The sequence below is a fragment of the Sphingobacterium sp. 40-24 genome (assembly GCF_001899705.1).
GTDB lineage: Bacteria > Bacteroidota > Bacteroidia > Sphingobacteriales > Sphingobacteriaceae > Sphingobacterium > Sphingobacterium multivorum.
Window position 1 is genome coordinate 93,679 of the sequence record NZ_MKWH01000036.1, and the last position, 12,828, is coordinate 106,506.

13 protein-coding genes are annotated in these 12,828 nt (G+C 38.1%); 7 read left to right on the forward strand and 6 right to left on the reverse strand.

Translation table 11 applies throughout. The features are described 5' to 3' along the window. Nucleotides 1–4: 4 nt before the first annotated feature. The 3 genes from BGP15_RS14600 to BGP15_RS14610 all read right to left on the reverse strand — a co-directional run bounded on the left by BGP15_RS14600 (nt 5) and on the right by BGP15_RS14610 (nt 2,052). Nucleotides 5–1,090: an efflux RND transporter periplasmic adaptor subunit gene (locus BGP15_RS14600; RefSeq protein ID WP_046675087.1), complete on the reverse strand. Its 1,086-nt coding sequence runs from the start codon at nt 1,088–1,090 to the stop codon at nt 5–7. A 105-nt stretch (nt 1,091–1,195) separates the two neighbouring features. After that, complete coding sequence (locus tag BGP15_RS14605; protein WP_046675088.1) at nt 1,196–1,618, reverse strand: hypothetical protein; 423 nt, start codon at nt 1,616–1,618, stop codon at nt 1,196–1,198. Nucleotides 1,619–1,827: 209 nt separating this feature from the next. Beyond that, complete coding sequence (locus BGP15_RS14610; protein WP_112375855.1) at nt 1,828–2,052, reverse strand: YdeI/OmpD-associated family protein; 225 nt, start codon at nt 2,050–2,052, stop codon at nt 1,828–1,830. A gap of 218 nt (nt 2,053–2,270) precedes the next feature. Between BGP15_RS14610 and BGP15_RS14615 the strand changes: the two genes are divergently transcribed. The 7 genes from BGP15_RS14615 to BGP15_RS14645 all read left to right on the forward strand — a co-directional run bounded on the left by BGP15_RS14615 (nt 2,271) and on the right by BGP15_RS14645 (nt 8,295). Next, the gene (locus BGP15_RS14615) at nt 2,271–3,296 is read left to right on the forward strand and encodes an NAD(P)-dependent alcohol dehydrogenase (RefSeq protein ID WP_070566904.1); all 1,026 of its coding nucleotides are present in this window, start codon (nt 2,271–2,273) and stop codon (nt 3,294–3,296) included. A gap of 225 nt (nt 3,297–3,521) precedes the next feature. Beyond that, a complete protein-coding gene (locus BGP15_RS14620) occupies nt 3,522–4,373 on the forward strand; it encodes a universal stress protein (RefSeq protein WP_070566902.1) in 852 nt (283 codons plus the stop codon). A gap of 197 nt (nt 4,374–4,570) precedes the next feature. After that, the gene (locus BGP15_RS14625; RefSeq protein WP_112375860.1) at nt 4,571–5,383 is read left to right on the forward strand and encodes a glycoside hydrolase family 16 protein; all 813 of its coding nucleotides are present in this window, start codon (nt 4,571–4,573) and stop codon (nt 5,381–5,383) included. Between the two features lie 49 nt (nt 5,384–5,432). Continuing rightward, nucleotides 5,433–6,167, forward strand: a complete 735-nt coding sequence (locus BGP15_RS14630) for a YoaK family protein (RefSeq protein ID WP_070566898.1) — start codon at nt 5,433–5,435, stop codon at nt 6,165–6,167. A 32-nt stretch (nt 6,168–6,199) separates the two neighbouring features. Then, entirely contained in the window at nt 6,200–7,039 is an 840-nt protein-coding gene (locus BGP15_RS14635; protein ID WP_286769939.1) for a helix-turn-helix domain-containing protein, read from the forward strand. 67 nt (nt 7,040–7,106) lie between these two features. Beyond that, nucleotides 7,107–7,721 (forward strand): DUF417 family protein, encoded by a 615-nt coding sequence (locus BGP15_RS14640; protein WP_046675093.1) that lies wholly within the window; start codon nt 7,107–7,109, stop codon nt 7,719–7,721. A 166-nt stretch (nt 7,722–7,887) separates the two neighbouring features. After that, on the forward strand, nt 7,888–8,295 hold the full coding sequence (locus BGP15_RS14645; RefSeq protein WP_286769940.1) for a hypothetical protein: 408 nt from the start codon (nt 7,888–7,890) through the stop codon (nt 8,293–8,295). 58 nt (nt 8,296–8,353) lie between these two features. Here BGP15_RS14645 and BGP15_RS14650 read toward each other — a convergent pair whose 3' ends face one another. From BGP15_RS14650 to BGP15_RS14660, 3 genes are all read right to left on the reverse strand, one after another. Then, nucleotides 8,354–8,530, reverse strand: a complete 177-nt coding sequence (locus BGP15_RS14650) for a DUF6496 domain-containing protein (RefSeq protein WP_167450483.1) — start codon at nt 8,528–8,530, stop codon at nt 8,354–8,356. A gap of 110 nt (nt 8,531–8,640) precedes the next feature. After that, a complete protein-coding gene (locus BGP15_RS14655; RefSeq protein WP_286769941.1) occupies nt 8,641–10,449 on the reverse strand; it encodes a glycoside hydrolase family 2 protein in 1,809 nt (602 codons plus the stop codon). Between the two features lie 184 nt (nt 10,450–10,633). Continuing rightward, complete coding sequence (locus BGP15_RS14660) at nt 10,634–12,673, reverse strand: M13 family metallopeptidase (RefSeq protein WP_286769942.1); 2,040 nt, start codon at nt 12,671–12,673, stop codon at nt 10,634–10,636. Nucleotides 12,674–12,828: the final 155 nt, after the last annotated feature.

Below are 12,828 nucleotides of genomic sequence, written 5' to 3' on the forward strand. Positions count from 1 at the left end.
TTAATTACTCTGCATATAAATCTAAGTTTGACATGACTTTCTCCGGAGTCTGATATTTGGATTCAATGGTCTGGTTTTCCTGTACCATGCGAAGTCCATTGAGCAGAATCTTTTCATCCTTGCCCAATCCGGAAGAAACAACATAGATATGCGGCAGTTCGGCAGCAACTTTTATTTCTCTTGCTTTTACTTTATTATCTTTTGTAATAACGTAAACATATTTTTTTTCAAGCTCCTCAAATGTTGCTTTCTGCGGTATCATAAGCGCATTGTTATAGGGCGATGTAATGACGATATTGCCTGTCTCACCATAACGCAGTAATCCCTTTGGATTCGGAAAAGTCGCTCTGTAGGCAATATTTCCAGTTTCATTATTGAAGTCTGATTCAATTGTTTCAACAATACCCTCATGACCGAATTCTTTTCCATTGGCCATGTTTAACCGTACATGCAGCGGGCCATTGTCTTGTTTTGCGTCCATTTGATTGAGGTATTCCACTTCGGGTACATTGAAATAAACCCACATTTTACTGTTATCGGACAATTCCGTGATCAACTCGCCTTCGTCGACAAGACTTCCTTTACGTACGTGAAGCTTACCAACGATTCCGGAAAACGGTGCTACGATGTCCGTAAATTTGAGATGAGTATTCATCGCGGCTAGCTCAGCTTTGGCTTTTTCATATTTTGCTTTTGCCATTTCAGTTTCCTGCGGAGCGACAATATCTTTTTCGGACAGATTTTTGGTGTTCTGATATTCGATTTCAGCATATTTTACCTCTGCTTTAGCACGATTAACATCGGACTCATAGAGGTTGGGCATGATTTTAAATAGGGGTTGTCCTTTTTGTACAAATTGACCTTCATCGACAAATATCGATTGAATGTAGCCTTTTTCCTGCGCGCGCAATTCAATATGGTTGATCGAACGGATTTGGGCGACATAGTCTTTATTGACGATTGTATCCTTGACCAAAGGAGTAGTGACATTGAAAACTGCAGCTTCTTTTTTGTCTTTTTTTTCTGACTGACAGCTTGTAGATAGAATAATAAGGCACAGGCTTATATACATAAAGCTTCTCATGACCATGATAATAGTTTTTTAATTATTTCCGAAAAATTGAACAATAGTGTGACCTGCTTCCAAGTGATTTTGAAAGCTATTTTGATGTTTTTTTAAGAAATTATTAAAAAATCACAGCCTGAATACACTGTAATGGATATAGAGAGCGTTTTTTCGAGAAGTAAGCTGGTTGGAATTTGCAAGCGAAACTGCTGTGCGTGTATTTTGAAATTGAGGATGGATATACGATATTATATTCCCAAAATCATCCCCGGTAAGTGCAAATAAGTTAGGGCTATTGGAATCACTTCCCGCGTCATCATTTTCATTGTCATTTTCTGAAAAATATGCCCTTAATTTTTCATGCCGAGGACGTTTAGTTTTGCGAATAACTTTGGTGTCATAATCTTCGCTTTTTACTTGCTTGTTGAAGTGGTTGACAGCGTGAAGATTGCAGGAGGGGATATTATTTGGTGTTGGCACATGATACCAGCCAAAACTGATAAGTATTGCGCAAACTACGCCGAATAGATATTGATGGAATTTTCCTTGCATCCTTGAAAGCAAATGTAATTAAACTTTAAAAATGATACAAGTGATTTGGGTATCGAAATTTTAAAGTTTATCTAGTATTGTTACAATTATTGAAAATTGACATTGCTGAAATGTAAAAAGGTCTGCGATGTTATTCTGAATACCTTTGCCTATCAAATTTATTCTTGCCGTTAATTTATAACTCTTTTTTAGGAGTTAATGCCTCTTTTTTAAACGGTTTTAAGCGTTTTTTGATTATTTCTTAGCATCTGAATTGCTTTTTCTGCCCTTGTTTTTCTAGTTTGTTCCTGTTTAGCTGAGCCTACCCAATCACAATATCCCTGTTTGTATGATTTGGAGAGTGTTTCAAAAAAAACATTGGCTTTTTCGTCCATATCCAACAATTGTTGGAGTTCCATAGGAACGCCTTCAATATGTTCACCTTTTTTTAGCATGTATTTTTATCATTTGATTCCCGATAAAAATACATAAATATCTTCGAGTTGCCGGTCTTTATTGCATGAATACTTTTGACTTGCCGTTAGGTAATACGATCAGGGGATTGCAATACTTTTTCTTGAAATAAGACTTACATGTTGCCGCTGTCTTTATATGTGTTGAAACATATATCGTTCTTATTTGTTCTGCTATTAGTCAACAAAAAAATTTCAATATGAAAGCAGTACGTTTTTTTGGGCATAAAGATGTCCGCGTTGTGAATGATCTTGTGAAGCCCGTTCCTAAGGGCGATGAAGTATTACTAAAAATTGGTGGTGCAGGTGTTTGTCATTCTGATCTCCACATTATAGATGAGGGGACCGTTGTAGGTACGGTATTTACCTTGGGACACGAAAATGCGGGCTGGATTGAAGAAGTTGGATCGGATGTAAAAGACTATAAAAAAGGAGACGCGGTACTGGTCTATGGCCCTTGGGGTTGTGGGCACTGTAAGCCCTGTCAGCAATCAAAGGAAAATTATTGTGATCACCAGTCTGAAATGGCCTATGGTGGTGGGCTAGGCCTTGATGGTGGGATGGCGGAATATATGCTTGTCCCTTCTTCGCGTTTACTGGTCCCAATTTATGACTTAGATCCAGTCATTGCTGCGCCATTAACGGATGCGGCACTTACTCCTTATTCGGCGATAAAACGTTCGATAGGCAAATTGACAGCGGATGAGTATGTGGTTGTGATCGGAGTTGGAGGTTTGGGCCATGTTGCCTTACAAATACTAAATGAAGTAAGCGCGAGTTCAATTATTGCCTGTGATGTCACCGAAGAAAAACTAGCCTTTGCTAAAGAACTGGGCGCAGCCTATGTGGTTAATTCGAAGGATGCAAATGCAGCCGAACAAATCAATAAGATTACGGGCATTAAAAAAGCTAAAGTAGTGATTGACTTTGTAGGCGCGACATCGACTATAGATTTAGGAACAAAGGTTGTTGGTTTGGATGGTGACCTGACAATTGTTGGATTAGGTGGGGGACACTACCAGTACAATATGTCGGGGCTTCCTTTTGGTGTGAGTATGACAAACCCATATTGGGGCTCGCGGGTTGAGCTTATGGAAGTTGTAGGTTTAGCTAGGCAAAGGAAGATTCATATTGAAATTGAGCAGTTTAAGCTTGATCAGGCTAACGAAGTTTATGATCGAATGCGCAATGGTAAGATCAAAGGAAGGGCTGTACTGATTCCTTAATAAAAAAAGTCTATCTTTTTAGTAGTTTATTTTGGTTTTTATCTTTTTGATGTTTATCTTTGTTGTATCATAATTTAGGTTTATAATTGGTTATTTAAGGTTTTCATTCTCCCCGTTTGAAAACCTTTTTTTTAAAGTCTCTCTTTTGATTGATTATTAAAAACCTTCTGCCTTCTTTACTGTTGTAATACTAATAATCCGCGCTGATTTATCTGCAAAATATTTATGGACAAAACAATTCTCGTACTCACCGATTTTTCTGAAAACTCATGGACTGCTATTCGATATGCGGCGAATCTGGCTAAAAAATTTAATTGGACAGTAGAACTTCTGCATACTTATACCATCCCAATAAAAGACAGTGTCCATGCGAAAATGGAGAATATGTTTTTGAAGCCTCAGAAGGAAGAGGCTGAAAGCATGCTCAAGGACTGGCAGATACGTATCGACGATGAATTTCCTGATCTCCGCTGTAAAACCGTAAGTTTGGCCGGCAACTTGGAAAAAACGGTACTAAACTTACTACAAGAAAAGGAATATCATTTTATCGTCATGGGAGCTAAAGGTAAAGGTATGATACAGAAAGCTGTCTTGGGAAGCAATACCTTCGCCCTGATAAAAAAGAGTCCAATCGGTGTCTTGGCAGTACCCATCACTTTCCAAAAATTTGGGTTGCAAAATATCGCATTACTGAGCAATTTTAAAGCGTCCGAATATGATCTACTCGACAGTTTCACCTTACGTGTACCGGAGAAATTTAATCTCAGCCTGTTGCACGTAACACAAAAGTATATCTCTCCAAAACAAGAAGATATTGAAGACTGGAAACAAAAGCTATCCGCCCAATTTTCGTTTAATAAAATTGATTATGTGGAAAAAAATGCGGTCAATCGTTTAGATTACAATATGCCTATACCACGTTGTATCGACTACATGGTGGAAATCGAAGCTATTGATCTTTTACTTGTGTCGTACAGTCCTAAAAGTTTTTTCAAAAGTATATTTTCCCGAAATCTTACGAAAGCAATTTATCGCAACCTGACTGTACCTACCTTTTTTAAGCGTAATTTATATTAATTGCGGGTAATCTCCTCCTGCTTATCACTTTCCATTGGTTGATAGTACACGTTTTAGTAAAGGGAAAATGATTAAACTAAAGTTAGTAGCCGCGATTTTATAATTACTAACGGAGCTTTAAATTGCGTCTCCGATGTGAGGTAATCTATTCATATTTTTCATTAGCTTTATCAATAATTGTATAAAATATAAACATAATGAGCCTTTGGATACTTCCTTTGATCGCAATACTTTCCGTAAGTCCCGATAGTACACATGTAGGAGAATATAAGTTTGCTGAAATGCCCAGTTGGAGTGATGAGTTCGATTACGATGGTCTTCCGGACGCAAAAAAATGGGGATATGATGTAGGCTCCTTGCATAATGGTTGGGGAAATCATGAACTTCAATACTATACAGATGCAAATAGGAAAAATGCAAGTGTTGCAAATGGTGTTTTACGTATTACTGCAATAAAAGAACAATATGAAGGGTTGAACTATACTTCTGCCAGGCTGGTGAGTAAAAACAAGGGCGATTTTCTATATGGTCGATTTGTAGTCCGAGCCAAGGTGCCGAAAGGGAAAGGTACGTGGGCAGCCGCTTGGATGTTACCGACAGATTGGGTTTACGGAGGATGGCCACATTCGGGAGAAATAGATATCATGGAGCATGTCGGTTATGACGAGAATGCAATACATATTACCGTTCATACAAAGGATTATAATCATTCTATCGGAACTCAAAAAGGAGTGATGAAACGAATTGATCAGGCAACATCGGAGTTTCATAATTATCGGATAGACTGGACCCCCGAGTATATTCGTGGTTTCGTGGATGATGTACAGATCTACAGTTTTCCAAATGAAGGAAAAGGCAATGGCGTGTGGCCATTTGATAAAAGATTTCATTTACTATTGAATCTGGCCGTTGGTGGAGATTGGGGCGGTGTGCAAGGCGTCGATAGCAGCGCATTTCCTGCAGAGATGGAGGTGGATTATGTCAGGGTATATGATTTACTGAAACCTTAAATGAATCTTGTTTTCATCTATTTTCTCTAATTTATAAAGATTAATTCAAATGTTTAGGCATCAAGGGAGAGGAAGGAATTATATTCATAATTTAAAGTTAGCCTCTATTTTATCTTGTGTGGCGGGTTTGGTCAATATTACAGGTGTTCTTGCCGTTAGCACTTTAACAACGAATGTCACAGGTCACTTCGCATTTTTTTCAGAACAGTTGATTTTAATGAATTATAAGATGGCTTTGATTTATCTGTTATACATTGCTTTTTTTTTAATGGGAGCTACCGTTTCAGGTTTTATTGTAGAATTAGCTTCAAAAAAGAAATCACATAACGCTTATATCATTCCAATTTGTATGGAGTCTATTATCTTAATTAATGTAGGACTGCTCCCAGCTTTATTTAAAGCAGGGCCAACGTTACCAACCATAATTTCATTTGCCCTGCTTTTTGCTATGGGACTTCAGAATGCCCTGGTAACGAAGGTGTCACAATCAGTTGTCAGAACGACGCATTTGACGGGATTGTTTACTGATCTTGGTATTGAAATCTCGCAGTTACTTTTTTATAGAGAAATTGCTGAAAAAGTGAAATTACACAAAAGTATTTTTCTTAAGTTGATGATTATTGGAGGCTTTTTTATTGGGGGAGTTGTAGGCGGCTTTATGTTTCAATATTTTAAACTGAAAACATTATTGTTACCGGCTAGTATGCTTTTATTTGCCTTATGGTATGACCATATTCTACTTAAGTTTTATCATTTGAAGCGAAGCTTAAGACCGGATGAATAGGTTCGATTAAATTCATATTTTAGCTTAATAACATGAACTATTCCCATATCCTGTTTGAAAAATTAGTATTATCTGCCGGTAGATTCAACATTAGTGAACCATTGTACTGCATTCTTTTATTTGAGAAAGCGACGAGTTTTTCGGTTGATTTGGTGACATACCATGCGGATCCTAAAAGTGTTTTGTTTTTGTCTCCCTATCAGTTGTTTACGATGGATGTGGTGCAGAAAAGTACCTTTAGTGTGCTAAAATTTCACGGCGATTTCTATTGTATAGAATATCATAAAGATGAAGTTGCCTGTAATGGAATTCTATTCAACAACATCTACCAGCAACCTCATGTGTTGCTCTCAGCAGCTATTTATCATGAGATATCAACTATCATGGAAAAAATAGATCAGCTCAAAATGTCGTCGGAATCCTATGATCAGTCATTGAGCAGAACCTATTTACAGCTGATTTTAGCGCTGGCGAGTAGACAAAAGCTACTTTTTAACGACCTACAAAAACCGTATTGGGCTCATAGAGATATTATTGATGACTTTGAGCAGTTTTTGGAAAAGAATTATAAAGCGCATAAAGAAGTTACCTTTTATGCAGCGAACTATGGTTTAAGTCCAGCCGTTTTTACGAAAAAAATAAAATTGAAATGGGGAAAATCCCCTTCAAAGTTGATCCAGGAACGCCTCGTATTGGAAAGTAAAAGACAGCTCCATTTGACGGCCAAAAGTATTAAAGAAATAGCAGCCAATTTGCAGTACAAAGACGAGTTTTATTTCAGTAGATTTTTTAAGAAGATGGTAGGCGTATCTCCTAAGGTATTTCGGAAGCGGGTCGGTTTATCAATTGTTGCCGAAAAGTCTATGTTATAGATCTATTTGTCCATGTTGTGGATTTAAGCCATTGTTTAGTTTTGCATGGTATTAAACAAACTACGTTATGGAGAAAATAATAAAGCTATTGGCAAAGTCACAATATATCTTTACAAACTTTGCTAGAATTTCAATTTTTATTGTGATGGCATGGATTGGAGGATTAAAAGCATTTCAATATGAAGCTGATGGTATAGTTCCTTTTGTTATTAATAGTCCGGCAATGCGTTTTTTTTATCATAATACGGAAAAACGGGTGTTGGATAAAAACGGAGAGCTAATACCGGAATACCAGTTGTTTAAAAATCCGGAGGGTCGTGTCGTAAAGAAAAATATTGCATGGCACCAAGAAAATGGAACTTATATTTTTTCTTATATACTTGGCTTTGTAATTGTTTCAATTGGTCTGATGATATTTTTAGGTATTTGGTATCCTAAAATCGGAATTTTTGGGGCATTGTGTACCGTGCTTATGTCATTGGTTACACTTTCTTTCCTGATAACAACTCCAGAGGCGTTTGTGCCAAAGCTAGATGGAGATTTCCCGTCACCTAATTATGGTTTTCCTTATTTATCCGCGGCCGGTAGATTAGTCCTGAAAGATGTAATTATGCTTGCAGCAGCATTGATCATTGCAGCAGAAAGTGCCAGCCGTCTGATAAAAAAAACGAATATAAAATAGAGACAGATAGTTTTTGTATGTGAATTAGCAGCAGGTTGTTTGCTGGAGGCGATCACTACTCGGGGTAAATCCACCAACTTTTGGAAGGTATCTTTCATGCCAGCTGTATTTTGGCAGCATCTTTGTGTCTCGTCGTTAAACTATATTGAGTTATACCACGAACGATATGAAAATAATACGAACGACCCTTCCATTTCTTCTGTTTAGTTTCATCCTTTTAGTTGGATGCAACAATAATCAACAGATCAGGATGATTGATAAAGATGGTAACACACATTTGTTGACAAGAGAAGGTGATCGAAAAGGAGAATTGGGACTGCAGCGTATCATCGCTCGTGGCAATGATACAGTAATAACGATTGATGGTGCAGGTCATAAAATGATATGGACAGCTTCAGATGTGACCAATATTGATACAACAAAGATTCAATATTATCTCAAAAAAAGAAATGGAAGCAGTGTTCATATTTATACACCCGTAGATGTAAATCAAAATTTTATAGATGTCGAGGATAGTCAAAATGTTTTGTCAGATCCTTATGATGGTACAGACCAGAAAAAATCCCTACTGTAGATTGCCGCATGAAAAAGCATAATTTGGGCTAAAGAGAAAATCCTAGCAAGTTTACTTGCTAGGATTTTTTTTTGGGTACTTTGGCACCTTCTTTTTTTGCTTCGGAGAGGCCGATAGCAATCGCCTGTTTTCGTGATGTTACCTTTTTCCCGCTACCAGATTTTAATTTTCCTTCTTTCATTTCGTGCATCGTCTTTTCAACTTTCTCAGATGCTTTTTCTGAATATTTTGCCATAATAGTGTTACCCGTTGATCTGTTATTAAACACTTCTGCAAAAAGAACAGCTGTTTCAGCTGAATCGTTTGAAAATTCTTTGAGAGCGAAATAGCGAACATCTGTATCCGCTAATTCAATTCATTTCCAGCTTTAATCACGGCTTGGTTGACTGCTTTTATTCTTTCAAGATCCATTTTTTGTATTTTACGGTCGTAAGTCAATAGGCCATTGACTTCATGTTCCACATCGGTAGTTTGCGTATAAATAGCAACACTCAGTCCTTTGTATCGGAGCAATTGTTCGACATTGTCCATTAGGAATATATAACGGTCTGTGAGCGCCTCTATAGTGGGTTCGTAGGCATAGGCATTGTTTTCGACAGGCCACATGTGACCGCGGACAAATAAGCCTACGCCACCAAACTCTCCGAGGGAAGCTGCCCTTTTCGAATCAGGTTCTGAGGCACCCTTGGGGCCAACATAGATATGGGTGTCAACAAAATCTCCATTTCCGGGGTCACCATAAGCTTTTTGGTAAGATGGATTGTTGTTAAATCCCGAATTACCGTTCACTAAACGTGAAGGGTCATATTGTTTGGTCCAGTCGGTAATATTGCGTACATCGAAAGCGCCCCAATTTTCGTTAAAAGGAACCCAGGCGATAATGGATGGCGAGTTGTAGTGGTCGTCAACGATGGCCTTGTATTCATCACGAAATGCTTTTCGATAAATCGTAGTATCTTCTTCGGGATACCAAAGGCAGGGCATATCTTGCCACACAAGCAGTCCCATTTTATCTGCCCAATAATAGAACCGTTGGGGTTCGGTTTTCATATGCTTACGAATAAGGTTATAACCAGCATTTTTGGTAAACTCGATATCATATTTGAGAGCTTCTTCCGTAGGTGCTGTTAGAATACCATCGGGCCAATACCCCTGATCCAGGAGACCGAGCTGCATCACAAATTTGTCATTCAAGAGCGGCCTTACAATTCCGTTTACCTTACCAAGTTTAATATCACGCATACCAAAATAGCTCTTAACCTCGTCAATGATTTCTCCATTCTTCCCATGTATACTTAATTTTAAATCGTATAAAAAGGGGGAGTCAGGAGACCAAAGTTTTGGATTTTCTACCGGGATATTAAATTCCATGCCCGACTGAATTACCGTTTTTGAAATTTCTTTTCCCTCTGAAGAAACGATGGCCGTAACTTTTGCCTTCGCTGTGCTAGTGACCTGTATTTTTAGTTGTTTTTCTGCTACTTGAGGCAACAATTTGATTCCCTGTATATGGTTTTTGCTTACTGGTTCCATCCACACAGTTTGCCATATGCCAGAAGAAAATGTATAGTCGCCTCGAGGTCCATTTTTGCCCGAAGGATACTTACCGTCGTTCTTGTCATGCACTGCGACGACAATGTTATTTGGACCGGCCTTTAAAAACTCAGTGATGTTGATCCAGAAGGAGTCGTAGCCACCTGAATGAGTACCAGCTTTTCTACCATTTACAAATATAGTTGCATCGTGATCCACTGCACCAAAATGGAGTATAATATCTTTCCCTTTCCAATGATTAGGTAGCTCGAAATTTTTACGATACCACAGATTAATTTCTTGTTTGCGTTGTATTCCGGATAAATAGGACTCTGGACAATAGGGGACAAGAATGCTTTCTCGGCTGTGGTCAAAGGAAATGGGGACAGCAGGATTTAGTGCATTCGGAGCATCCTTTCCACCTATATAATCCCATTTACCGTTGAGACATAGCCATTCATTCCTTTCCATTTGGGGACGTGGATATTCGGAAAGTGGGATTTCTGTTTGCTTGGCTATTACTGTCCATGGGGTTGAAAGCTGTGGCTGTTGTGCCAAAGCATTAAGCCAACCGAAGAGCGATAGTGCCAGCACAAAAATTGAGGTTTTGGTTTTTATCATGGTATACTTCTTGGTTTTTCAGAATATGAATATAAGTATACTAAAATGATTTAGTGAATTATAAACGAAATGTTACTAGTGGGGCTTTCGATATTGGGGTTGGTTGGTTCACAAGAGAAATAGATATTGGATTAAAGAAAATAACAGGAGCTGCTTTTTTGAGACAGCTCCCGTATAATGCTTATTACCAGATTTTAATTCTCTCTTCTGGACTTTTGTAAAGTTTGTCACCTTGTTTAACATCGAAAGCTTTATAAAAAGCGTCAACATTGATCAATGGACCAAAACTTCTGAAATATCCTGGAGAGTGTGGATCAGTTTTAACTTGGTTGACCATATATTTTTCACTGGATAGGGTTCTCCATACCGTTGCCCAGCTTAGGAAAAAACGTTGGTCTTGTGTGTATCCACTTATTTCACCTGGGTTTCCCTTATCTTTTAAATATAGTTGAAGTGCATCATAAGCAATGTTTACACCTCCTAAATCCGCGATATTTTCACCGTTTGTAAATGTTCCGTTGACGAAAGTGCCTTTTACAGGTTCATATTTATCGTATTGAGCTGCGAGTGTTTTTGTTGCTTTTTCAAAATTAGCTTTGTCTTCTGGTGTCCACCAGTCGACCAAGTTTCCATCCGCATCAAATTGCGCTCCGGAATCGTCAAACCCATGGCTCATTTCGTGGCCAATCACAGCACCTATACCACCGAAATTAACCGCGGCGTCAGCTTGTGGATTGAAAAATGGAGGTTGGAGAATTGCTGCTGGAAACACGATCTCATTGTTTACAGGATTGTAATAGGCATTTACTGTTTGTGGAGTCATTCCCCATTCTGATTTGTCTACTGCTTTTCCGATTTTCGCCAAATCTCTTTCATATCGCCATGTGGTGATACTTTGCAAGTTAGCATACAGGTTTCCACCTTTGCTTTCCGATAGAATATTTAATTTAGAATAGTCCTTCCATTTGTCAGGATAGGCAACTTTTACGGTAAATTTATTTAGTTTTTCAAGCGCTTTAACTTTGGTGACAGAGGACATCCATGTTAAATCATTGATATGAAGTGCGAAACTTTTCTTTAAATAGTCAATTAATTCCACCATTTGCGCTTTGGCTTCTGCGGGAAAATATTTTTCAACATATAACTTCCCAAAAGCTTCACCTAAAGTGGAGTTGATCAGTTCAAATCCTCTTTTGTTTAGTGCTCTTTGCTCTTGCTGGCCTCTTAAATATTTCCCATAAAAAGCAAATCGCATATCTCCCAGTTCTTCACTCAAATAAGAGGCACTCCCATTAATAAGATGAAACTTAAGGTAATCTTTAATGACAGGAAGGTTCTGGTTGCTGATCAATTTGTCAAAGTTCTTATAATAACCTAATTCTCCGATGATTACTTTTTCTGTATTGACGCCAACTTTTTTGAGGTAATCAGGTAGATTTACATTTTTGACTAGAGCAGATAGCTCAGCCATAGTCTGCGGGTTGTATTGTAATGTATTATCCCGGCTTTGTTCATTGGTCAAGTAGGTCTTCGCAATGCTTTTTTCGTAGTCAACAATCCCTTTTGCAGCAGTTTCAGCATTTTTATACCCCAACTCCTTTAACATGGAAGCTACATACTTTTGGTATTCCGCAATTGCTTCGGTATTTTTTTCATTTTCTTTTTGATAATAATCTCTTCCCAAACCTAAGGACGCTTCTCCTAAATAAACCGCGTTCATTTTAGAGTCTTTTAAATCAGCACCGACCCCCCAGCCGTAGAAATTATTCTCACCTTCTTTGGTTACGGAAGTTAAATAATTCTGAAGATCTTTTAGGTTCTTTATCGCATCGATTTTGCTTAGATTTCCCTGGATGGGCTTAATCCCATCGGCATTTCTCTTCTGCAAGTTCATATAGGAGGCGTACAAGTCCTGTATTTTTTTGCCCTCACTTCCTTCAGGAAATTTATCTTTTAAAAGTGAGTTCAGAATTTTCATCGAATTGTTGTCCGTATCTTCTGCCAATTTATTGAAGCTTCCCCAAGTGGGTTTGTCGGAAGGAATTTTAGCCGTTTTCATCCAGGTTCCGCTTACGTAGTTGTAAAAGTCATCCTGTGGACGTACAGATTTGTCCATTAAGCTCAGATCAAGTCCTTTGTCGGGTACTGTACCTGCTGTCTGTGCTTCCGCATGCTGTGTGTAGACTCCAGCCAAGAAAATTAGGGCGAGTGTTAATTTTTTCATTGTTGTTTTAATGTTGTATGATTTTCAATAATTCAATCTGGGAGTACGCACAAATTACGGATAAAATAGGTTATGTTATTTGCTCCGTGTAATTCGATTTGTAGCAGCCATGTCAATAATTAGCTGTGATTTTTTTAAAGCTAAAAAATCATTTA

Coding starts and splice junctions, on each gene's coding strand:
- BGP15_RS14640 (WP_046675093.1), top strand. CDS start 7,107: ATGGAGAAAATAATAAAGCTATTGGCAAAGTCACAATATATCTTTACA.
- BGP15_RS14625 (WP_112375860.1), top strand. CDS start 4,571: ATGAGCCTTTGGATACTTCCTTTGATCGCAATACTTTCCGTAAGTCCC.
- BGP15_RS14650 (WP_167450483.1), bottom strand. CDS start 8,530: ATGGCAAAATATTCAGAAAAAGCATCTGAGAAAGTTGAAAAGACGATG.
- BGP15_RS14660 (WP_286769942.1), bottom strand. CDS start 12,673: ATGAAAAAATTAACACTCGCCCTAATTTTCTTGGCTGGAGTCTACACA.
- BGP15_RS14655 (WP_286769941.1), bottom strand. CDS start 10,449: ATGATAAAAACCAAAACCTCAATTTTTGTGCTGGCACTATCGCTCTTC.
- BGP15_RS14610 (WP_112375855.1), bottom strand. CDS start 2,052: ATGCTAAAAAAAGGTGAACATATTGAAGGCGTTCCTATGGAACTCCAA.
- BGP15_RS14615 (WP_070566904.1), top strand. CDS start 2,271: ATGAAAGCAGTACGTTTTTTTGGGCATAAAGATGTCCGCGTTGTGAAT.
- BGP15_RS14645 (WP_286769940.1), top strand. CDS start 7,888: ATGAAAATAATACGAACGACCCTTCCATTTCTTCTGTTTAGTTTCATC.
- BGP15_RS14605 (WP_046675088.1), bottom strand. CDS start 1,618: ATGCAAGGAAAATTCCATCAATATCTATTCGGCGTAGTTTGCGCAATA.
- BGP15_RS14620 (WP_070566902.1), top strand. CDS start 3,522: ATGGACAAAACAATTCTCGTACTCACCGATTTTTCTGAAAACTCATGG.
- BGP15_RS14600 (WP_046675087.1), bottom strand. CDS start 1,090: ATGGTCATGAGAAGCTTTATGTATATAAGCCTGTGCCTTATTATTCTA.
- BGP15_RS14630 (WP_070566898.1), top strand. CDS start 5,433: ATGTTTAGGCATCAAGGGAGAGGAAGGAATTATATTCATAATTTAAAG.
- BGP15_RS14635 (WP_286769939.1), top strand. CDS start 6,200: ATGAACTATTCCCATATCCTGTTTGAAAAATTAGTATTATCTGCCGGT.